17 protein-coding genes are annotated in these 21,122 nt (G+C 60.1%); 10 read left to right on the top strand and 7 right to left on the bottom strand.

Annotation, left to right across the window (positions count from 1 at the left end; translation table 11 throughout):
- Positions 1 to 36: 36 nt before the first annotated feature.
- The 4 genes from ACR0K9_RS14220 to xdhA are packed head-to-tail and all read right to left on the bottom strand — an operon-like array spanning position 37 to position 6,246.
- Positions 37 to 1,554 (bottom strand): ABC transporter ATP-binding protein, encoded by a 1,518-nt coding sequence (locus ACR0K9_RS14220; protein WP_480824101.1) that lies wholly within the window; start codon positions 1,552 to 1,554, stop codon positions 37 to 39.
- A complete protein-coding gene (gene xdhC, locus ACR0K9_RS14225; protein WP_480824103.1) occupies positions 1,551 to 2,486 on the bottom strand; it encodes a xanthine dehydrogenase accessory protein XdhC in 936 nt (311 codons plus the stop codon). The genes ACR0K9_RS14220 and xdhC overlap by 4 nt, the downstream gene beginning before the upstream one ends.
- The gene (gene xdhB, locus ACR0K9_RS14230) at positions 2,486 to 4,888 is read right to left on the bottom strand and encodes a xanthine dehydrogenase molybdopterin binding subunit (protein ID WP_480824105.1); all 2,403 of its coding nucleotides are present in this window, start codon (positions 4,886 to 4,888) and stop codon (positions 2,486 to 2,488) included. The genes xdhC and xdhB overlap by 1 nt, the downstream gene beginning before the upstream one ends.
- Positions 4,885 to 6,246, bottom strand: a complete 1,362-nt coding sequence (gene xdhA, locus ACR0K9_RS14235; protein ID WP_480824107.1) for a xanthine dehydrogenase small subunit — start codon at positions 6,244 to 6,246, stop codon at positions 4,885 to 4,887. Before xdhA ends, xdhB begins: the two co-directional genes overlap by 4 nt.
- A gap of 342 nt (positions 6,247 to 6,588) precedes the next feature.
- On the opposite strand from xdhA, the gene dnaE reads away from it, so the two are divergent.
- The 4 genes from dnaE to ACR0K9_RS14255 all read left to right on the top strand — a co-directional run bounded on the left by dnaE (position 6,589) and on the right by ACR0K9_RS14255 (position 11,789).
- On the top strand, positions 6,589 to 10,089 hold the full coding sequence (gene dnaE / locus ACR0K9_RS14240) for a DNA polymerase III subunit alpha (RefSeq protein WP_480824109.1): 3,501 nt from the start codon (positions 6,589 to 6,591) through the stop codon (positions 10,087 to 10,089).
- Between the two features lie 85 nt (positions 10,090 to 10,174).
- Positions 10,175 to 10,384, top strand: a complete 210-nt coding sequence (locus tag ACR0K9_RS14245; RefSeq protein WP_480824110.1) for a YMGG-like glycine zipper-containing protein — start codon at positions 10,175 to 10,177, stop codon at positions 10,382 to 10,384.
- A gap of 5 nt (positions 10,385 to 10,389) precedes the next feature.
- Positions 10,390 to 10,758, top strand: a complete 369-nt coding sequence (locus tag ACR0K9_RS14250; protein WP_480824112.1) for a hypothetical protein — start codon at positions 10,390 to 10,392, stop codon at positions 10,756 to 10,758.
- A 125-nt stretch (positions 10,759 to 10,883) separates the two neighbouring features.
- The gene (locus ACR0K9_RS14255) at positions 10,884 to 11,789 is read left to right on the top strand and encodes a hypothetical protein (RefSeq protein WP_480824114.1); all 906 of its coding nucleotides are present in this window, start codon (positions 10,884 to 10,886) and stop codon (positions 11,787 to 11,789) included.
- 10 nt (positions 11,790 to 11,799) lie between these two features.
- Here the strand turns inward: ACR0K9_RS14255 and ACR0K9_RS14260 are convergent, their stop codons facing one another.
- The gene (locus ACR0K9_RS14260) at positions 11,800 to 11,994 is read right to left on the bottom strand and encodes a SlyX family protein (RefSeq protein ID WP_480535647.1); all 195 of its coding nucleotides are present in this window, start codon (positions 11,992 to 11,994) and stop codon (positions 11,800 to 11,802) included.
- Positions 11,995 to 12,122: 128 nt separating this feature from the next.
- On the opposite strand from ACR0K9_RS14260, the gene hisS reads away from it, so the two are divergent.
- The 3 genes from hisS to hisG are packed head-to-tail and all read left to right on the top strand — an operon-like array spanning position 12,123 to position 15,388.
- Positions 12,123 to 13,610, top strand: coding sequence for a histidine--tRNA ligase (hisS, locus tag ACR0K9_RS14265; RefSeq protein WP_480824116.1), 1,488 nt, complete (start codon positions 12,123 to 12,125; stop codon positions 13,608 to 13,610).
- Between the two features lie 3 nt (positions 13,611 to 13,613).
- Complete coding sequence (locus tag ACR0K9_RS14270; protein ID WP_480824118.1) at positions 13,614 to 14,702, top strand: ATP phosphoribosyltransferase regulatory subunit; 1,089 nt, start codon at positions 13,614 to 13,616, stop codon at positions 14,700 to 14,702.
- A complete protein-coding gene (gene hisG / locus ACR0K9_RS14275; protein ID WP_480824120.1) occupies positions 14,699 to 15,388 on the top strand; it encodes an ATP phosphoribosyltransferase in 690 nt (229 codons plus the stop codon). The genes ACR0K9_RS14270 and hisG overlap by 4 nt, the downstream gene beginning before the upstream one ends.
- Here hisG and ACR0K9_RS14280 read toward each other — a convergent pair whose 3' ends face one another.
- Positions 15,389 to 15,820: a DUF1489 family protein gene (locus tag ACR0K9_RS14280; RefSeq protein ID WP_480824122.1), complete on the bottom strand. Its 432-nt coding sequence runs from the start codon at positions 15,818 to 15,820 to the stop codon at positions 15,389 to 15,391.
- 128 nt (positions 15,821 to 15,948) lie between these two features.
- Here ACR0K9_RS14280 and ACR0K9_RS14285 point away from each other — a divergent pair, with 128 nt between their 5' ends.
- Both ACR0K9_RS14285 and ACR0K9_RS14290 read left to right on the top strand, forming a co-directional pair.
- Positions 15,949 to 18,231 carry an adenosylcobalamin-dependent ribonucleoside-diphosphate reductase gene (locus ACR0K9_RS14285; protein WP_480824124.1) on the top strand — a complete coding sequence of 761 codons (2,283 nt, stop codon included), beginning with the start codon at positions 15,949 to 15,951 and terminating at the stop codon, positions 18,229 to 18,231.
- A gap of 495 nt (positions 18,232 to 18,726) precedes the next feature.
- Positions 18,727 to 18,951: a hypothetical protein gene (locus ACR0K9_RS14290; RefSeq protein ID WP_480824126.1), complete on the top strand. Its 225-nt coding sequence runs from the start codon at positions 18,727 to 18,729 to the stop codon at positions 18,949 to 18,951.
- Positions 18,952 to 19,190: 239 nt separating this feature from the next.
- Here the strand turns inward: ACR0K9_RS14290 and ACR0K9_RS14295 are convergent, their stop codons facing one another.
- Positions 19,191 to 20,294, bottom strand: coding sequence for a hypothetical protein (locus ACR0K9_RS14295; protein WP_480824128.1), 1,104 nt, complete (start codon positions 20,292 to 20,294; stop codon positions 19,191 to 19,193).
- Between the two features lie 199 nt (positions 20,295 to 20,493).
- On the opposite strand from ACR0K9_RS14295, the gene ACR0K9_RS14300 reads away from it, so the two are divergent.
- On the top strand, positions 20,494 to 21,111 hold the full coding sequence (locus ACR0K9_RS14300) for a PepSY domain-containing protein (RefSeq protein WP_480824130.1): 618 nt from the start codon (positions 20,494 to 20,496) through the stop codon (positions 21,109 to 21,111).
- Positions 21,112 to 21,122: the final 11 nt, after the last annotated feature.

Here is a 21,122-nt window from a genome sequence, read left to right on the forward strand (position 1 = left end):
TTTTTCAAATTCTCTCGCCGAAGGCGACGCCACGGATCACACATGTGCCACCTCCATGCCATGGGCACCGCCCATCATCAGGCCGATCTCATCCACGGTCAGACCCGTGGTCGGGCGCGGCGCGCTCAGCCGCCCTTCGTTCAGCGCGGCAAAACTGTCCGAAATCTCCATCAGCTCATCCAGATCTTGGCTGATGCAGATCACCGCCGTTCCTTTGGCTGCCAGATCCAGAATGGCCTGCCGGATTGCCGCCGCCGCTGCCGCGTCCACCCCCCATGTCGGCTGGTTCACTACCAGCACATCGGGGTTCTGCAACACCTCGCGGCCTATGACGAATTTCTGCAGGTTGCCCCCCGACAGCGACCGTGCCGCGTTCTCGGGCCCGGGCGTGCGGACGTCGAAGTCCTGAATGATCTTCTCGGCAAAGCTCTTGGTCTCGGACCATTTCAGAAAGCCGTTGTTTTCCAGCCCTTCGCGCACCGAGCCGGTCAGCAGCGCGTTTTCGGTCAGGCTCATGTCCGGCGCTGCCGCATGGCCCAGCCGTTCCTCGGGCGCGGTCAGTACGCCCAGTTTGCGCCGCGCGGTCGGACCCAGTTTGCCGATCCGCTGCCCGTTGAACTTGATCGCATCTGCCGCCGTCGGGATTTCGCCCGACAGCACGCCCAGCAACTCGTCCTGTCCGTTCCCGGCAACGCCGCCGATTCCCAGAACCTCGCCCTTGCGCACGGTCATGTGTACGTTCTTCAGCGCGGTGCCGAACTCGGACGGTGAAGGTACCGAAAGTCCGCTGACGTCCAACGCAACTTCGCCGAATTCACGCCCCGACCGTTCCGGGGTTTGCAGGGTCGAGCCCACCATCATCTCGGCCATATCCCGCGCCGAGGTTTCGGCGGGCACACATTCGCCCACATTCTTGCCCAGCCGCAGAATCGTGGCGTGGTCGCACAGGGTGCGGATTTCCTCCAGCTTGTGCGAGATATACAGGATCGAGGTGCCTTCGGACCGCAATTTGTTCAGCGTCTCGAACAGGATATCCACCTCCTGCGGCGTCAGAACCGAGGTCGGTTCGTCCATGATCAGCAGTTTGGGGTCCTGCAGCAGGCAGCGGATGATCTCGACCCGTTGCCGCTCACCTGCGGACAAATCGCCTACCGTGCGATAGGGATCCAGCGGCAGGCCATAGGTTTCCGACACTTCTCGGATGCGCGAAGCCAGATCGCCCATCGGGGGTGGGTTCTCCATCCCCAACGCGATGTTTTCAGCCACGTTCAACGCGTCAAACAGCGAGAAATGCTGGAACACCATGGCGATCCCGTCGGCCCGCGCGGCGCGCGGTTCGGGAGGGGCAAAAGGTTGACCTCGCAGCAGCATCGTGCCGCTGTCGGGTTTCACCAGCCCATAGATCATCTTGACCAGCGTGGATTTTCCCGCGCCGTTTTCGCCCAGCAGGGCATGAACTTCGCCTTCTCCGATGTCAAAAGACACCTGATCATTGGCCACGACGCCGGGATAGGCTTTGGTCAGCCCTTGCAGGCTCAGAAGTGGAGTGGTCACGCGCTCAGGTCCTTCTTCAAATCGTTTTGCCGGGCGGGGCGCAGCAGTTGTGCTGCGACGCCCACGGCGATCATCTGCGGGTGCTTGCCCAGGCCGGGATCCCCTATGGGGCAGGTGATCCGGCTGATCCGTTCGGGCGGATGTCCAAGAGCCGCCAGCCGCGACCGGAATCGCGCCCATTTCGTAGCCGAGCCGATCAGTCCCGCAAAGCGGAAATCGTGCGAAAGCAGGCGGTTGCACAACTCCAGATCCAAATTGTGCGAATATGTCAGCACGAGATGTTCGGCATCGTGCGGCGCATGGCGTACCAGTTCGGCGGGTTTTGCAGCCGGAACCGCAGTTACACTGGCTGGAATTGCATCCGGAAACCGTTCGGGGCCGGTATCGACCCAGGTGATCGCCAGATCAGGCAGCGGTGCCAGAACATCGACCAAAGCACGCCCCACATGGCCCGCACCCCAGATCCAAAACTGGCGGTTCGGTTTGTGAACGGGTTCGACCATCCAGCCGTCGACAAGCTGTGGTGCAGGAACAATGCCCTGACCGCGTGCGGCCGCGAGGACGCGTTTGACCGACAGCGGCATATCTCCGCCCGAGGCTGACCGTGCGATGACGGTGTCGTCCAGCACCTCAACGGTTTTCTCGTCATAGATCTCGCTCAGCAGGGAAACCGCCCCGCCGCAGCATTGCCCCATGTCGGGCCCAAGCGCGTGATGCGTCAGGCGGGCTGCGGCGGCTTGCGTCCGTGCGGCCTCGGCGGCCTGATATTCCAGCGTGCCGCCTCCGATGGTGCCGGATTGCCCGCCATTCCAGACCAGCATCGCGGCGCCAACTTCACGCGGAGACGACCCTTTGATCCCGGCGATGACCACCCGGGTCACCGTTCCGTGGGTTTTGACCGCCTCCCTCAAAGCTTCCAGGTCAAATCCCATCAGATGCCTCCCTTCATCCTTTGGATGCCCTTCCAGACCTCTTCGGCCGTGGCCGGTGCATCCAATGCCGGATAGCTGTCTCCGCAGGCTGCCACCGCATTGGACAGCGCCAGCCACGCAGAGATGCCCAGCATGAAGGGCGGCTCGCCCACCGCTTTCGAGCGATAGATGGTATCCTCGCGGTTCTCGCCATCCCAAAGAGACACGTTGAAGATGTCCGGCCGGTCCGAGCAGGCCGGTATCTTGTAGGTCGATGGCGCATGCGTGCGCAGATTGCCTTTGCCGTCCCAGACCAGTTCCTCGGTCGTCAGCCAGCCTGCGCCCTGCACATAACCGCCTTCCACTTGCCCGATATCCAGTGCAGGGTTCAGCGATGCGCCCGCGTCATGCAGGATATCGGTGCGCAGGATACGGTTCTCACCGGTCAGAGTATCGACCGCGACCTCGGTGATCGACGCGCCGTAGGCGAAATAGAAGAACGGGCGGCCACGTCCGGCGATCCGGTCCCATTCGATCTTGGGTGTCTTGTAGAAACCGGTCGCCGACAGGCTGACCCGGCCCTGATAGACCAGCGCTGCGGCTTCTGCGAAGGTGTAGCGTTCTTCGCCGACCGACACATGGCCATCTGCGAAGACCACCACCGATGGGTCGGCTTGGTGCCGTTCGGCCAGATAGTCCGCCATCCGGTCGCGGATCGTGTCACAGGCTGCTTTCACCGCCATGCCGTTCAGGTCACTGCCCGAGGACGCCGCCGTGGCCGAGGTGTTCGGTACCTTGGCCGTATCCGTGGCGGTGATCTTCACCAACTCCAGCGGGATGCCAAAGCGCGAGGCGGCCACCTGCGCGACCTTCTGGAACAGGCCCTGACCCATCTCGGTGCCGCCATGGTTCAGGTGGACAGAGCCGTCCTGATACACATGCACCAGCGCGCCCGCCTGGTTCAGGTGGGTCAGTGTGAATGAAATCCCGAACTTGACCGGAGAGAAGGCTATGCCCTTCTTGATCACGCGGTTCTCGGCATTCCATTTCGCAATGGCGGCCTTGCGTGATTCGTAGTCGCTGGATTTCAGCAGGGCCTGAGTCATCCCGTGCAGCTCGAAATCGCTGACCTCCATCCCGTAAGGCGTGGTATTGCCGCCAGCGGGCAGAGGGCGCACGGGGGCGTCCCCGGTTTCAACCGCGCCACGGCTGGTCAGGTCCTCATGCGGTTCGGGATGACCCAAAGGCTTCTCGGACGGATCGATCTCGGCAACCGCATGGGCCGGCTCATAGTAGTTCCGGCGACGCAGTTCCACCGGGTCCAGACCCAGCTCATACGCGGCGTGGTCCATCACGCGTTCGATTCCCACCATGCCCTGCGGACCGCCGAAGCCGCGATAGGCGGTGGCGGATTGGGTGTTGGTCTTCAGCCGGTGGCTTTCGATCCGCGCATTGGGCAGCAGATAAGCATTGTCTGAATGCAGCATCGCGCGGTCGGCGACGGGCAGGGACAGGTCCTGCGCCCAACCGCAGATGGCATATTGATGGAACGAGACGCCCTGAATATGGCCGTTCTCATCAAATCCGGCCTTATAGGCGATGCGGAACGCATGGCGCTTGCCGGTGATGGTCATGTCATCGTCGCGGTCATAGCGCATCTTGCACGCCTTGCCGGTCGTGCGGGCGGCCACGGCGCAGGCAACGGCCAAAGCGTTGCCCTGGCTTTCCTTGCCGCCAAAGCCGCCACCCATCCGGCGGGTCTCGACCCGGACAGCGTGCATCGGAACGCCCAATGCATCCGCCACCTTGTGTTGGATCTCGGTCGGGTGCTGGGTCGAGCTGTGGAGCAGCATATCCGCGCCCTCATTCGGCACGGCCAAAGCGGCCTGACCTTCCAGATAGAAATGCTCCTGCCCGCCAAGCTCGAAGGCACCTTCGATCACATGGGCGGACCCGGCGATGGCCGCATCCGCATCGCCCTTGGCATAGATGCGCGGGCCGTCCTCGAACCGGCTGTCGGCGGCCAGAGCCTCTTCGACCGTCAGGATCGGGGTTTCCTCGGCATAGTCGATCTTACCCAACCGAGCTGCCTTGCGGGCGGCCAGATGGCTGGTGGCGACGACCAGAAACACCGGCTGACCGATGTAGTGGACGGTGCCGTCCGACAGCAGCGGCTCATCATGGATCGAAGGAGAGACGTCGTTGGCAAAGGGCAGATCATCCGCCGTCATCACCATCACGACGCCTTCTGCAGCCTTCACCGCAGACAGGTCCATTGCGGTGATCTTGCCCTTGGCAATCGGGCTGAGGCCAAAGGCCAGATGCAAACTGCCCTTGGGTGTCGGGATGTCATCCACATAGCGCGCGGTTCCTGAAACGTGCAATGGGGCCGCGTCGTGGGGAAGGGGTCTGGTCACGCTCATGCCGATACCTCCAGCACGTTGGTCACTTCGCCCTGATCCTCGAAGAAATAGCGTTCAAGCATCGCTTTGGCGGTCTCCAGACGGTAATTGGCCGAGGCGCGCATATCCGTCATCGGGGTAAAGTCGTCGGCAAAGGCCGGCAGAGCGACCTGTACGGTCTCGTGCGTCCACGGTTTGCCGGCCAGCGCGGCCTCGACGTTCGTGGCGCGTTTGGGAATGCCCGCCATGCCGCCAAAGGCAATCCGCGCTTGTGTGACAGTGCCGTCCGAGACGGTGATATTGAAGCAGCCGCAGACAGCCGAGATATCCTGATCGAACCGTTTGCTGAGCTTATAGGCTTTCAACCTGTCCGGCTGACGCGGGAAGCTGACGGCCTCGACGAATTCACCCGGGGCGCGGTCCTGTTTGCCGTAGTCGATGAAGAAATCTTCAAGAGGCAAGGATCGGCGTGCATCGCCTTTGCGCAGATGCAGGGTTGCGCCCAAGGCGATCAGCGCGGGCGGGTTGTCCCCGATGGGCGAGCCATTGGCGATGTTGCCACCCACGGTCGCGGCATGGCGCACCTGAACGCTGGCATAGCGGCGGATCATCTCGGCGTAAGAGGGGTGCAGATCGGACAGCGCGTCGCCCATGCGGTTCATGTCGACCATGGCGCCAAATCGGATTTCATCCTCGGTGATGGCGATCTGTTTCAGGTCGTCGCAGCGGTTCAGGAAAATCACCGGGTCCAGATGGCGCAATTGTTTGGTGACCCAGAGGCCTACATCCGTGGCTCCGGCGACGAGCGTCGCGTTCGGGTGTTCGGCATACACATTGGCCAATTCGTCGGACGAGCCCGGCAGCCTCGGTGAGGATACTTGCGCAGCGACCGGTTTGTCCTTGACCCAGACCGGTACAGGCTGTTCCTCGGCAGCTTTGGCGGCGCGGATGATCGGAGCGTAACCGGTGCAGCGGCAGAGGTTTCCGGCAAGTTGGGTGTCGTGATCGGTCGCGCCATTGGCATGGCTGGCGACCATCGACATCACGAAGCCCGGCGTGCAGAAGCCGCATTGCGAGCCGTGCAGGTCGACCATCGCCTGTTGCACCGGGTGCGCCTCATCATTGGGCCCGCTTGCCCCTTCGACAGTGCGCACTGCCTTGCCGTGCAGTTGCGGCAGAAACAGGATGCAGGAGTTCAGCGCCTTGTGGCCGTCTTCATCCGTCACCATGACGGTGCAGGCACCGCAATCGCCTTCGTTGCAGCCTTCCTTGGTGCCGGTCAGGCCGCGATCCTCGCGCAGCCAATCCAGCAGGGTGGCCGTCGGATTGACATCCGACAACTCCACTGTCTCTCCGTTCAGAAGAAACGTGATATTCATACGAGAAACCCGTCGCGTTACCCGGTTGCGCCCGTTCGGCCCTCCTTCGATGCGACGTAGAAAGAGTGGCGGGCGGTAGCTTGCCGTAAGATGTTAGAAACAGCGCGCCTCATCTGGCAAGAAAAACTACCTGCACGATACATCATTGAACCCAGCCGACGGCGGTGTGTCGTGTATTTCTAGGGATCAGCTGCTTGAAACTAAAGTATTTTCTGATTGCTGAATGTGCCGTCACCCGAAGCACCTTCTGAAATTTCCGAATAATAGGCGGTGATTGTTTGCCCATTTCAATGCTGCGGTTCCCGCTTTTGCAGCGCCGCTGGCTGGGATAGCGTAGGCGTCATGAGCAGTACCCCTAGATTCATTCACCTCCGCGTTCACACCGAATATTCCCTGTTGGAAGGCGCTGTGCGGCTGAAAAAGCTGCCCGCTTTGTGCGAAAAAGCAGAGATGCCCGCCGTTGCGGTGACGGACACCAATTCGATGTTCTCGGCGCTGGAGTTTTCCGTGACCGCCAGCGGGGCGGGCGTGCAGCCGATCATGGGCTGTCAGGTCGATCTGACATATGTGCAGCCGCAGCCCGGCGAGAAGCCAAAAGCACCCGCTCCGCTGGTGCTGCTGGCGCAGTCCGAGGCGGGGTATGAGAACCTGATGAAGCTCAGTTCCTGTCTGTATGTGGACAAGGGCGGGCAGTTGCCGCAGGTCACACTCGAGGAACTGGCAGCGCGGTCCGAGGGCCTGATCTGCCTGACCGGTGGCCCGGACGGCCCGGTGGGCCGCCTGCTGCAACAGGGGCAGCGCCCGGCGGCAGAGGCTCTGGTCGATCGTCTGGCCGCAATGTTCCCGGATCGTCTGTATATCGAATTGCAGCGCCATCCCGGCGAGGATGGCCAGCCCGAGGCTGAACGCCTGACCGAGCGCGGCCATGTCGAGATGGCTTATGCCAAGAACCTGCCTCTGGTCGCCACCAACGACGTCTATTTCCCGACCTCGGATATGTACGAGGCGCATGATGCGCTGATCTGTATTGCCGAAGGGGCTTATGTCGATCAGCAGGACGGCCGCCGCCGCCTGACCGCGCAGCATTATTTCAAGTCGCAGCAGGAGATGGTGACGTTGTTTGCCGACCTGCCCGAGGCGATTGAGAACACGGTCGAGATCGCGCAACGTTGCGCCTTCATGGCGTATCGCCGCGATCCGATCCTGCCGAAATTCGCCGATGACGAGGTGGCCGAGCTGCGCCGGATCGCCAACGAAGGCTTGCAGAAACGTCTGGCCGTGATCCCCCATGCGGTGAGCACGGAAGAGTATCAAGAGCGGCTGGACTTCGAACTTGGCATCATCGAAGGCATGGGGTTCCCCGGCTATTTTCTGATCGTTGCGGACTTTATCCAATGGGCGAAGGACCACGACATCCCGGTTGGCCCGGGGCGGGGCTCGGGTGCGGGGTCGCTGGTGGCCTATGCCCTGACGATCACCGACCTTGACCCGTTGCGCTATTCGCTGCTGTTCGAACGGTTCCTGAATCCCGAGCGGGTTTCGATGCCCGACTTCGACATCGACTTCTGCATGGACCGCCGCGAAGAGGTGATCCGCTACGTGCAGCAGAAATATGGCCGCGACAAGGTGGGGCAGATCATCACATTCGGTGCCTTGCTGTCCAAGGCAGCCGTGCGCGATATCGGGCGGGTTCTGCAGATGCCATACGGGCAGGTGGATCGCCTGTCCAAGATGATCCCGGTCGAGGGGGTCAAACCCGTTTCCATCGAAAAGGCGCTGAAAGACGAACCGCGCCTGCGCGAAGAGGCGCGAAACGAAGAGGTTGTCGAACGGCTGCTGAATTATGGCCAGCAGGTCGAAGGGCTGCTGCGCAATGCCTCGACCCACGCGGCAGGTGTTGTAATCGGGGACCGGCCTTTGGACGCGCTGGTGCCCCTCTATCAAGACCCGCGGTCCGATATGCCCGCGACCCAGTTCAACATGAAATGGGTGGAACAGGCCGGGCTGGTGAAGTTTGACTTTCTGGGTCTGAAAACGCTGACCGTGATCCAGAACGCGATGGATCTGATCTTCAAATCCGGACGTCCCCTGCACGTGGCGGCGGATGGCACGGAACTATATGAACCCGCCGACGGGGCCGAGAACCAGATCAACGCCATCCCACTGGATGACGAGGCGACGTATAAACTCTATTCAGCGGCCAAGACGGTGGCGGTGTTCCAGGTGGAATCCTCGGGCATGATGGATGCGCTCAAGCGCATGAAGCCCACCTGTATCGAGGATATCGTCGCCCTCGTGGCGCTGTACCGCCCCGGCCCGATGGAGAACATCCCGACCTATTGCGAGGTCAAGAACGGCCTGCGCAAAATCGAATCCGTGCATCCGCTGATCGATCACATCCTTGAGGAAACTCAGGGCATCATCGTCTATCAGGAACAGGTGATGCAGATCGCGCAGGTCATGGCCGGGTACAGCCTCGGTGGTGCTGACCTGCTGCGCCGCGCGATGGGTAAGAAGATCAAAGAGGCGATGGATGCCGAACGCCCGAAATTCGAAAAGGGCGCGGGCGAGAATGGCGTGGATGCCAAGAAGGCCTCCGAGGTCTTCGACCTGCTGGAGAAATTCGCCAACTACGGCTTCAACAAATCCCACGCCGCAGCTTACGCTGTGGTCAGCTATCAGACCGGCTGGCTGAAGGCGAACCATCCGGTCGAATTCATGGCCGGTGTGATGAACTGCGATATCCATCTGACCGACAAGCTGGCCGTCTATTTCGAGGAAGTCCGCAAGGGGCTGGAGCTGCCCTATGTGCCGCCCTGCGTGAACCGGTCGCTGGCAACTTTTGACGTGGTGAACGGAGAGCTGGTCTATGCGCTGGGCGCGCTCAAGAATGTGGGCGTCGAGGCGATGAACCTTGTGGTTGCCGGGCGCGAGGACAAGCCCTTTGTCAATCTGTTCGACTTCGCCCGCCGGGTCGATCTGAAGAAGGTCGGCAAACGCCCGCTTGAGATGCTGGCGCGCGCCGGGGCTTTTGATCAGCTGGATGGTAACCGCCGCCGCGTGTTCGAAAGTCTGGACCGGCTTGTCCAGTATTCTGCGGCGATCCATGAACAGAAGAACTCGAACCAGGTGTCGCTGTTTGGTGAGGCGGGCGACGATCTGCCCGAACCCCGTTTGTCCCCATCGCCCGACTGGCTGCCCGCCGAACGGCTGAGCGAAGAGTTCAAGGCCATCGGCTTCTACCTGTCCGGCCACCCGCTGGACGACTACATGCCCGCGTTGAAACGCAAACAGGTGCTGACGCTGGACGAGGTGATGGAAAAGGCGCGTTCAGGTCCATTGATCGCCAAGATGGCCGGTGTCGTCGCCGGGCGGCAGGAGCGGAAGTCGGCGCGCGGCAACCGGTTCGCCTTTGCGCAATTGTCCGACCCGACCGGAGCGTATGAGGTTACGCTGTTTTCGGAAACGCTGGAAAAATCGCGTGAATTTCTTGAGACCGGCGCACAGGTTGTCCTGACCGCCGAGGCGACGATGGAGGCCGATCAGCTGAAGCTGCTGGGCCGGTCGGTAGGTCCGGTCGATTCCGTGGTGGCCGACGCAGGCGCAACCGGTTTGCGCATTTTTGTGGACGAGGCGCAGGCGCTGCCCACTGTTGCCAAAGTGCTCGAAGACGCTGCGACCGCCGCCAAAGGCGCTTCGCGCGGGCCGATCCAACTGCTGCTGCTGGACCCCGGCCTGCCCGGTGATGTCGAGATGGATCTGGGCCGAGAATTTCCGATCAACCCGCAGATCAAGGGGGCCCTGAAATCGCTGGAAGGCGTGATGTCGGTCGAGGAAATCTGATCCCCACCCGATTTGTTGCCACAAGCGTTGTGCGCCGCTAGTCTGATCAAACAACCTTGGGGTCATTTCACAGGAGGGTTCCGAAATGACGAAATCAGGTATTGTTTTCAGATCATTTGGCTTGGCGGCCACGTGCGCGCTGATGCTGGCCACGGCTGCTCAGGCAGATGACAAGAAGAAAAAGACAATCACGGGCGCTTTGGTCGGTGCGGGTGTCGGCGCATTGATCGGAGACGGCAAAGGGGCAGCAATCGGCGGTGTCGCCGGTGCGATTATCGGACATAACTGGAAGTGACTGTCATGATACATAGCGCTTTCAAATCAGCCATTTGCGCCGTTCTGGTTGTTGCTCCGACATTTGCCGTGGCGGATGAGGCAGCAGAGCAACTGGTACAGGACGCATTACCTGTGATGCACTATACCTGCGCCTCGATTGCTGAAGAGGCGGATGGTGACGAAGAATTTGTTGTCGCCGTTGTCGGAAAGATGACGGCCCTGTCGCTCTACAATCGTCAGATCAATATCGAAGACCACGCGACCACGGATGAGGAAAAGGCCCAACTGCGTGAAGCTTTCATAGCCGCGCTGTCGGAAGGATGTGCCGCGGATAAGGATGCCCTGCTGGGCGGCGTGGTCGACAACGCGGTGAAATCCACGCTGGGATTGTAAGACTAATCGAGATCGAATTTGCCGTCCCATGGCCGAGTTATTCTCGGCCGTGCTTGCGCGTCATATTCCAGCCAACATCTTGAGTGACAAGTATCTGTAATAATTACCACTTGAGTATGCAAAGCATGTTTCGATTGATTTACAGGCAACGCCGCCGATTGCTGTTTGGGACCATTTTCCTGATAATGAACGCCGTATTGCAGCGTTGGAAGCAATTTGAAGACCAGATTGTCGAGATGATTGCGGTTTCTGGCCCCCTCATCACTTTATTGGTTTTCGCTCTGGCGACTGCGCTTGTCAGCGGAATTGTTTTCGCCGGACTTGCGTTGTTTGTTCTGATCTTCCGCCGCCTGCGAATGATGGTTGAATTGGTATCGTTCTGGCTTTTGCTCAATGAAGCACTCAAGCCTGCAGAGTATTTACGAAATTTGTTCAATTTGCCTGATGCTGCGACTGGAGTGATTTCACTTGTTTTGCTCCTGACCTTTATCTCCATCACATACGGGACTGTGTTGGATGGGTTTCGCTTTGGTCTGGATTGGAAATCCAGACGCCGTGTGCGGGTCCGGCGACCGATCGAAGAGGTCTGGCCTGCTTTTGCGTTGGCCGAGTGTGGCTCAAGCTCGAGCTGGGAACAGATTTTGTATGACGCGCAACCCGTTCCAGGAGAGCCTGCAAATCTCGATGTTTCCTACCTTTTGGGGCCATCCATTTTCCAAAAACAGCGGCAAACTGTGCTGGAATGCGATGCGCCAAATCGATACCGCTATTCCTTTTCTGGCAATTCAAACCCTAAGAACCGGCGTCTCACGGATGGAGAGTTCGATGTGACGCTTGAGCCAGATGGCAAGGGCGGAACTTTCGTCACCGTTTATCAGCACAACAAGGCCATGTTGCCGCGCACCGCGCAGGCACTTTGGTTCGATGATCAACTTGGTGATGCGCTGGATGGCTTTGCCGCAAGGGTGCGTGGTCGGCGCGACTGGTCAATGACCGGGTTGGAGCATCGCAAGATTCTAAGCTTGGCTTGACTTAGACCTCTCAATAATGCGGCGGACGTTCGTCGCCGAATACGACCCCGCCTGATCCTTCCTGCGCCCGTTCGGCCTCGCGCTGCAGCAGCATCTCGACCCGCCGGGTCAGGCGGTCGATCTCGGCCTGTTGTTTGGTCACGACCGTGTTCAACTCGTCCACGGTGCGGGTCAGGTGGGCGATCTGTTCTTCCAGATGCTGCATATGGGGTCTCCTTCGAGACCGGTCATAGCGACCCTGTGACGCCATGGCCAGAGAAACCCCGCCTTGCCCCGATGCAGGCCATGGGATAGACCGCGCGCGGAACACGTATACGCCCAAGGACGCCCGACATGGCCAAGCCCAAGAAACAGCCCCGCCCCAAGGCCGTCACGCCGAAAGGGTTCCGCGACTATTTTGGCCAGGAAGTCTCGCAGCGCACCGAGATGCTGCGGACGATTGCGGGTGTCTATCATCGCTACGGGTTCGACGCCTTGGAAAGCAGCGCGGTCGAAACCGTCGAGGCGCTGGGCAAGTTCCTGCCAGACGTGGACCGCCCAAATGAAGGCGTCTTTGCGTGGCAGGAGTTTGACGAGGGCGGCAATGGCGACTGGATGGCCCTGCGCTATGACCTGACCGCGCCTTTGGCCCGCGTCTATGCGCAGCACCGCAACGATCTGCCGACGCCTTATCGCCGCTATGCGATGGGTCCGGTCTGGCGCAACGAAAAGCCGGGGCCGGGGCGGTATCGTCAGTTTTATCAGTGCGATGCAGATACGGTGGGCACAGCGTCAATGGCTGCGGATGCCGAGATTTGTGCGATGCTGTCGGACACGCTGGAGACCGTAGGAATCCCGCGCGGCGACTATCTGGTGCGTGTGAATAACCGCAAGGTTCTGAATGGCGTGCTCGAGGCGATGGGTCTGGGTGAAGACGCCGCCGCCCGCGACAACGTCCTGCGCACCATCGACAAATTTGACAAAGTGGGCGAGGCCGGTGTGCGCGAGTTACTGACCAAGGGCCGTCTGGATGCCTCGGGCGCATTTATCGACGGCGTGGGCCTCAGCGACGATCAGGCCGAGCCTGTGATTGCCTTCCTGACCTCGAAAGCTATCGATACTGCCGGAACGCTGGCCAACCTGCGCGCTGCCGTAGGCGATAGCAAGATTGGCGCGGATGGCATTGCCGAGCTGGAACAGATCGGTGCCCTGCTGGATGCGGGCGGTTATGGCGCGGACCGGATCGAGATCGACCCCTCGGTCGTGCGCGGTCTCGGTTACTATACCGGTCCGGTCTATGAGGCCGAGCTGACCTTCGAGATTTTTGACGCGAAGGGCCGTAAGCGTCAGTTCGGCTCGGTATCGGGCGGTGGACGTTACGACGATCTGGTCAAGCGCTTCACTGGACAGGAAGTGCCCGCAACTGGTGTTTCCATCGGTGTCGACCGTTTGCTTGCCGCCCTGCGCGAAAAGGGTCGCCTCAGTGCGCAGGCAACCGGTCCGGTGGTCGTCACCGTGATGGACCGTGACCGCATGGCCGACTATCAGGCCATGGTGGCCGAGCTGCGCAATGCCGGTATCCGGGCCGAGGTCTATCTGGGCAACCCCAAGAATTTCGGCAATCAGTTGAAATATGCGGACAAGCGGAACTCGCCCATCGCAGTGATCGAAGGCGGTGACGAAAAGGCGGGAGGCATCGTGCAGATCAAGGATTTGATACTGGGCGCGAAGATCGCTGAAAGCGCGACGCTGGAGGAATGGAAAGAACGCCCCAGCCAGTTCGAAGTGCCGCGTGGCGATCTGGTCTCCAAGGTGCGCGAAATTCTGGACAGTCAGGACTGAGCCATGGCCAACCGTTCTCAGATACAGGCCCGCGCCGCGATGATGCGTGTCCGGTTCGAGGCCGCGGGCGCGCAGGTCGTGGACCCTCCGCTCCTGCAACCGGCGGAAACGCTGCTGGATTTGTATGGTGAGGATATCCGAGCCCGCGCCTATGTGACCTCGGACGCGCTGCGTGGCGAACAGATGTTGCGCCCGGATTTCACCCTGCCGGTGGTGCAGATGCACATGTCGGATGGGGCCGAGCCTGCGCGCTATACCTATTCGGGCGAGGTGTTCCGTCGTCAGGAACTCGACCCGGACCGGGCCAATGAATATATTCAGGTCGGCTATGAGGTGTTTGACCGCGAAGACCCCGCCGGGGCGGATGCCGAGGTGTTCTCGCTGTTTGCGCTGCAGCTGCGCGGGCTGCCGCTGCGAGCGGCTACTGGCGATATCGGCATTCTGACCGCTGCCGTTGCGGGCCTGAAGACCACTGATCGTCGTAAGGCTGCGCTGATGCGGCATCTCTGGCGGCCGCGCCGGTTCCGTGTACTGCTGGACAGGTACGCCGGACGCAAGCAAGGCCCCGAGGGTCGTGATGCGCTGTTGGATTCGACCGACCCGCTGGCGAATGACGCGCCGATGATCGGCAAACGTCGCGCCCCCGAGATACTCGAGCGCATCGAGGCGTTGCGCGAGGACCGCGCTGCGCCGCCGATTTCGGATAATGAACTGGCCGGGCTGGAGACGCTGCTGAACGTGCGTGAAACCATGCCCTTCGCGCTGGAACAGCTGCGCGACGTGGCGGTGGACCTGCCGCAAATCACTCCGGCTCTGGATCGACTGGAAGCACGGATCGCAGCCCTTCAGGCACGGGGTGTCGATGTCCAACGACTGGATTTCGAGGCCGCTTATGGCCGCACCTCGATGGAATATTATGACGGGTTTGTCTTTGGTTTCTACGCCGAAGGCCGCCCCGATCTGCCCCCCATTGCCACCGGCGGGCGCTATGATGCGCTGACACGGCGGCTGGGCGACGGGGCTGAAATCCCCGCCATCGGCGGCGTGATCCGCCCCGACCTGATGCTGGAGATTGAGGAGGCCGCGCAATGAGTGTGAAGCTAGGCGTGCCCTCAAAGGGCCGGTTGATGGACAAGACCTTCGCGTGGTTCGAAAAGCGCGGCATCACCCTGTCGCGCAGCGGGTCCGACCGGGAATATGCGGGCAAGGTCGACGGGATCGACGGTGTCTCGCTGATCTTGCTGTCGGCCGGAGAGATCCCGCGCGAACTGGCGGCGGGGCGTATCCATCTGGGCGTCACCGGAACCGATCTGGTGCAGGAAAAACTGCCGCGCTGGGAACAGCAGGTGGAAGAGGTCTCGCCACTGGGGTTCGGCAGGGCCGACCTGATCATTGCAACGCCCGCCTGCTGGGTCGATGTCGATACACTGGACGATCTGGATGCGGCGGCGGCTGGGTTTCGCAAGGCCTATGGCCACCGCCTGCGTATCGCCACCAAATACCACCGTCTGGTGCGGGAATTCCTGACCGAGGCAGGCGTGGCCGATTACACGCTGGTCGACAGCCAGGGCGCGACCGAGGGCACGGTGGTGAACGAAACCGCCGAGGCGATCGCCGATATCACTTCGACCGGTGAAACCCTGCGGGCGAACCACCTCAAGATTCTGTCGGATGGCTTGATCCTGCAATCGCAGGCGACGCTGTGGCGCAGCCGCGTGGCGAAATGCAGCGCGGGTGAAAAAGCGGCGCTGAAAGAGCTTCTGGACCGGCTGCGATAGCTACAGCACGCCGATCTCGGCCAGCGCCCGGTTCAGATCGTCGGGCAGTGTGTCGTCCTGTTCACGGCCTTGTGGCAGATCGGCAGGCGTGTCCTCGGGCTTGAGATAGCGCCAGCCCTGGAACGGGCGTTTCAGGGCGGTTTGGGTGCGGTGAACCTCGGGGTCCAATACGATGGCGCAGCGGCGAATACCGTCTTCGCCGCGCACTTCATCCAGCCGCAGGATGCGCTGACGGCATTGGACCACGCCCTTGATCACCCAATAGATCGATCCGCCGTTCAGAATCTCGGCCTCGCGTTTGGGCCACATACGGGTGACGTGGCGTGGGCAGCCGTCCTGATACAGCGGCTTGCGGCTGTCCTGCCAGGCCATCAGCGTTTCAACGCTTTCCGATCCGACGGACAGTTTTATGAGATTTACGTACTTATCCACAGCTTTCCCACAGAGTCGTCCCGAGGCTGATCTTTATATTGTAGCCCTCTATCTGCCATCATCAAGGTGTTGTGGTGGAGATGTGAAATGTCTAATCTGGATACCTCTTTCAAATCAGGGAATCACCAATGAGCCGCTTTGCCGCCCCCATCGCCGAGCAGATCTGGGACATGAAATACCGCTTCAAGCAGGCGGATGGCACGCCCATTGACCAGACGGTCGAGGATAGCTGGCGGCGCATCGCCCGCGATCTGGCGCGGGTAGAGAAAGACCCGGCCCATTGGGAACAGAAGTTCTACGAAGCGCTGGAGGATTTCAAATACCTGCCCGCCGGGCGCATCACTGCAGGCGCGGGCACCGCACGTCAGGTGACCCTGTTCAACTGCTTTGTCATGGGCACCGTGCCCGACAGCATGGGCGGTATCTTTGACATGCTGAAAGAGGCCGCGCTGACCATGCAGCAGGGCGGGGGGATCGGGTACGATTTCTCGACGATCCGTCCTCGTGGCGCGGATGTGAAAGGGGTCGCGGCGGATGCCTCGGGCCCACTCAGCTTTATGGATGTCTGGGACGCGATGTGCCGGACGATCATGTCCGCAGGTTCGCGCCGCGGGGCGATGATGGCGACCATGCGTTGCGACCATCCGGATATCGAACAGTTCATCACCGCAAAATCCGACCCCGCCCGCCTGCGCATGTTCAACATGTCGGTGCTGGTGACCGATCCGTTCATGGAGGCCGTCAAGGCCGACGGCCCGTGGGAGTTGGTGTTCGACGGTAAGGTCTATCACACCGTTCAGGCCCGCGATCTGTGGAACAAGATCATGCAGGCCACCTATGACTATGCCGAACCCGGCGTGATTTTCATCGACCGGATCAATCAGGCCAACAACCTGAACTATGTCGAGACCATCGCCGCGACCAACCCCTGCGGCGAGCAACCGCTGCCGCCATATGGCGCCTGCCTGTTGGGCTCGATCAATCTTGCACGGCTGGTTGCCGAACCGTTCGAGAATGCGGCGCATCTGGATGAAGAAGCCCTGAAAGAGCTGGTCGCCACCGCCGTTCGCATGATGGACAACGTGGTGGATGCCTCGAAATTCCCGCTGGCCGAACAAGAGGCCGAAGCGCAGGACAAGCGCCGTATCGGGTTGGGCGTGACCGGTCTGGCCGATGCGCTGCTGATGATGGGCCTGCGCTATGGCTCGGACGAGGCGGCGCGTCAGACCGAGCGCTGGTTGCATGCCATCGCCCGCGCCGCGTATCTGGCGTCGGTGGATTTGGCACGCGAGAAGGGGGCTTTTCCTCTGTTCGATGCCGATAAATATCTGGCCAGTGGCACCATGCTGCAGATGGACGAGGATGTGCGCGACGCGATCCGTGAACATGGCATCCGCAACGCTCTGCTGACTTCGATTGCACCGACGGGGACGATCTCGCTCTATGCCGGGAACGTGTCGTCGGGGATCGAACCGGTCTTTGCCTATGCCTATACCCGCAAGGTGCTGCAAAAGGACGGCTCGCGCACCGAAGAAGAGGTGGTGGATTACGCGGTGCAAATGTGGCGCGACAAGTTCGGCGACACCGAACTGCCGGATTTCTTCGTCAACGCGCAGACCTTGTCACCCTCGGACCATGTCAAAATGCAGGCGGCGGCGCAGAAATGGATCGACAGTTCGATTTCCAAGACCATCAACTGCCCCGAGGATATCAGCTTTGACGCCTTCAAGGATGTCTACATGCAGGCCTGGGATCAGGGCTGCAAAGGCTGTACCACCTACCGGCCCAACGATGTGACCGGTTCGGTTCTGACCGTCTCGGAAAGCGACGACAAGGCCCCGGGCGAAAGTGCCGATGCGCCGCATGAGGTTGATGGCGGCGAGGTGGTCTATATGTCCGAACCGCTGGACCGCCCGCAATCGCTGGAGGGGTCAACCTATAAGTTGAAATGGCCCGACAGCGAGCACGCGATCTATCTGACCATCAACGACATCGTTATCGGCGGCCGCCGTCGTCCGTTCGAAGTGTTTATCAACTCGAAGAACATGGAGCATTACGCCTGGACACTGGCGCTGACCCGTATGATTTCGGCGGTGTTCCGGCGCGGTGGCGATGTGTCCTTTGTGGTCGAGGAACTGAAAGCGGTATTCGACCCGCGCGGTGGTGCCTGGGTCAAGGGCAAGTACATCCCTTCGATCCTGGCCGCGATTGGCGGAGTGATCGAACAACACATGGTCAATATCGGCTTTTTGGAAGGTGAGGGCATGGGCCTGAAATCCGATCCGCAGGCGCAGGTGGTCAACATGGACGCCCCACGAGGGAAGGCCTGCCCATCCTGCGGTCAGTTCGACATGGTGATGATCGAAGGTTGCATGACTTGCCGGAGTTGTGGGCATTCCAAGTGTGGTTGATACGACGTGTATTGCCTTTGAACAGCAAGGCAATATGAACTCGATTTCGGTGGTAATGGCGCCGACACGTAGGGCCATTACCACCCACAATTCGTAATTCTACAGTTTTGTCGGGAAGAAGAGGCGCCGGATCCTTCATCGTTGGGGTCTTTTTGCGCCAATACGAGTTTGAATGTATGTCCCGAAGCCTCACAAGATTTTGTGGCGGCAGGCGTCGGAAAGCGATGACTATTGCGACTGATCGGCTTTGGCGATTCTATACGCGAAGACCTAGCAGAAAGTGCGGTAACGCCTTGTAAGCATTTCGGATCTTAGCGTGCGGAAGGTCTCTGCCGATGATCTGTCCAAAGCGCCGCGGGGAAACGCATCCTATCCCTCAAATGGTCGCGCATACCGTTTGTCTCTATTTCGCGAACAACATTAACTGAACGTGAACAATGTATTCTCAATGTGTTCAACCGGGTTGGGGCATAGTGCTTTTGTTGGATCGAACGAATGATCATCCGTTTGATTGCAAACAAGGGGAAAAGCATGATGAAGTCTGCCTTTATGACTGAAGACTCCAGCACTACAGCTGTGATGCAAACCTCTGGCGGAATCGCCGACGAACGTTTGTTATCCACGGCCAAATCGAGCACCGGTCGCTTCCCTCCTATCGAAAATACACTGTCTGAGATCATCAAAAACGAGCGACTCTCTGAGGCACACAATAACGTCTGAAGGTAGTTCAGCAGACCCCCACACAATTCCCGGTATTTGTCCTGATATTGGAATTGAAAACTGAATCCCGCTCCATCCTGGGGCGGGATTTCTGTTTTGTCCGATGCCGGAACGGGGTCAAAGCACCGAGTCGGATCAGCCGGATGTCGAAATAAGATGGGCCAGCCAATCTGCTCTTAATAAAGCAATTGGCTGGCCCGGTTTACAGTACGTCCGTGAGCACTCAGTACTGTATGGAATTAGCCTGACGTATCGGTGTCCTCTGGTGACAGGCCCAGGAGCGATTTGACCTCAGCCTCGACAGCATCCGTGACGGGCTTGTTCGCGGCAGCTTCCAGTGCCTCCCGCTCGGTCAGTTCCTGTTGTTCAACACGCTCGGCAAGCTCCTGCGTTTCATCCACAGTTTCCTGGTAGTCCAGGGCCGCCTGCTGTTCATCGGTCAAATCCTGCGCATCCTGGACCGAGTTTTCGAGGTCCGTGCGGGCTTCATCAAGCTGTTCCTCGATCTCGGGATCGGTTCCACCGGCATCTGCCAGTTCCTGTTCAAGCTCTTCGACGCGTTCCTGATTGCTTTGAACATCATCGAGTGCTGCTGCCAGATCATCCTCGATCTCAGCAACGGACCGTTCCGGAGGCTCCAGACCTTCGAGTTCCGCCAGCTGTTCTGCAAGTTCCTCGCGCAGGGCATCCCCTTCGAGCACCGTATCGCGATAGGTGGCAATCCGGCCGACGCGGGAATTGGGGGCGGCATTGGCCAGCGCGGTTGCGCTTGCGTTGGCCGCATTCAGAGCGCCCAGTTCAGATGGATGGGCGCCAAGCAGATCAGCTATCCGGTCGCCCTTTTTACGGTTGGATGGATGAACAGAATCCTCAACAACCGCTGTCTTCGATGGCGCTTTGTAAGTTTTGGTCTTTTGTTTGCTAACCTTTGTGGTGGTGCTTTTCTTGGTAGATGCAGTCGTTCCGGATTTGTTTTTACCGCGGAACAGGTCCTTCAGTGAGAAGCCACCGCCCTTTTTCGACCCGGCCCGCTCGGATTTGGACTTGCCACTGCGAGAGGTCGATTTTCCAGCCTTCGAACCGCCACGGCCTTTGTCGACACCTTTGCCGCCGCCATTGCCCGAGGCACCTTTTCCGCCGCCGTCTCCACCTTTGCCGTTTCCGCCACCGTTTCCGCCGCCGTTTCCATTTCCGCCGCCGTTTCCATTTCCGCCGCCGTTTCCTTTTCCTTCCTTCGCATAAGCAAAGTCAGGTGCCGCGACTGTCGCGATAACTGCAGCGGATCCCAGCAGGGCAATCGCAAGTGTTGAGGCCTTCAGTAGCCCATAAGAGGTTCTTTTCATAACTAGCTCCTTCAGCGCGCAGCTATGCGGTTTCCAGTACATTCGACAGACGCACTTTGCTTTGCGCACCTGAAGCGTGCGCGAATCGCGGTCTGTTTGGTCCATTTAACTTGAGGTCTCTTGAACGCAGCGCTAACTGCCTGTTCATCATCGGTTCACGTCCCGCACAGTAATGTTGCGCGAGATGTATGAGGTTTGAATGCGTTTGAAGGTGTTCGTGTTGGTTGCAGGTTTGCTGACTGCGTTCTCCGGTGGAGAGGCAGCTGCAAACGCGCGCGAACTCAAGCAAGGCGAGCTTCGCAAGGCGACCCTTTCCGGAAACGCCATCCGGCTTACGCGTGTAATAAAAGGTGTGCAGAATGCCTATGGCGGCACCCCGATCGATGCGCGCGCTTTTCAGGCCGACGGGATCTATTATCGCATTTTGGTCAAAAAGCCCGGCGGAAAGATCGTCAGTGTCATCGTGAACGCGAAAACGGGCGCAGTTGTCTCCAACCGGTCCAGTATCGGGCGTCAGATATCGGAAGCCGCGCAATCCAGTTCGGCCAAAGCCAAAAGTGATCGTAAGAGCAATAGCGGCAAGGGCTCGGCGAACCGCGGAAACAGCGGAAACAAAGGCGGCAATAGCGGCGGCGGTAACAGTGGTGGTGGCGGCAATAGCGGCGGCGGTAATAGCGGTGGTGGCAACAGCGGTGGCGGCAATAGCGGTGGCGGCAATAGCGGTGGCGGCAACAGCGGTGGCGGCAACAGCGGCGGAGGCGGCGGCAACAGTGGCGGGAATTCCGGTGGGAACGGAAAAGGTAACGGTAAAAATTAGGGCTTAAATCG

Source organism: Ruegeria sp. L12, assembly GCF_056531745.1.

Coding starts and splice junctions, on each gene's coding strand:
- ACR0K9_RS14245 (WP_480824110.1), top strand. CDS start 10,175: ATGACGAAATCAGGTATTGTTTTCAGATCATTTGGCTTGGCGGCCACG.
- ACR0K9_RS14255 (WP_480824114.1), top strand. CDS start 10,884: ATGTTTCGATTGATTTACAGGCAACGCCGCCGATTGCTGTTTGGGACC.
- ACR0K9_RS14300 (WP_480824130.1), top strand. CDS start 20,494: ATGCGTTTGAAGGTGTTCGTGTTGGTTGCAGGTTTGCTGACTGCGTTC.
- ACR0K9_RS14285 (WP_480824124.1), top strand. CDS start 15,949: ATGAGCCGCTTTGCCGCCCCCATCGCCGAGCAGATCTGGGACATGAAA.
- ACR0K9_RS14260 (WP_480535647.1), bottom strand. CDS start 11,994: ATGCAGCATCTGGAAGAACAGATCGCCCACCTGACCCGCACCGTGGAC.
- hisS (WP_480824116.1), top strand. CDS start 12,123: ATGGCCAAGCCCAAGAAACAGCCCCGCCCCAAGGCCGTCACGCCGAAA.
- ACR0K9_RS14290 (WP_480824126.1), top strand. CDS start 18,727: ATGATCATCCGTTTGATTGCAAACAAGGGGAAAAGCATGATGAAGTCT.
- hisG (WP_480824120.1), top strand. CDS start 14,699: ATGAGTGTGAAGCTAGGCGTGCCCTCAAAGGGCCGGTTGATGGACAAG.
- ACR0K9_RS14295 (WP_480824128.1), bottom strand. CDS start 20,294: ATGAAAAGAACCTCTTATGGGCTACTGAAGGCCTCAACACTTGCGATT.
- xdhB (WP_480824105.1), bottom strand. CDS start 4,888: ATGAGCGTGACCAGACCCCTTCCCCACGACGCGGCCCCATTGCACGTT.
- ACR0K9_RS14270 (WP_480824118.1), top strand. CDS start 13,614: ATGGCCAACCGTTCTCAGATACAGGCCCGCGCCGCGATGATGCGTGTC.
- ACR0K9_RS14250 (WP_480824112.1), top strand. CDS start 10,390: ATGATACATAGCGCTTTCAAATCAGCCATTTGCGCCGTTCTGGTTGTT.
- dnaE (WP_480824109.1), top strand. CDS start 6,589: ATGAGCAGTACCCCTAGATTCATTCACCTCCGCGTTCACACCGAATAT.
- xdhA (WP_480824107.1), bottom strand. CDS start 6,246: ATGAATATCACGTTTCTTCTGAACGGAGAGACAGTGGAGTTGTCGGAT.
- xdhC (WP_480824103.1), bottom strand. CDS start 2,486: ATGGGATTTGACCTGGAAGCTTTGAGGGAGGCGGTCAAAACCCACGGA.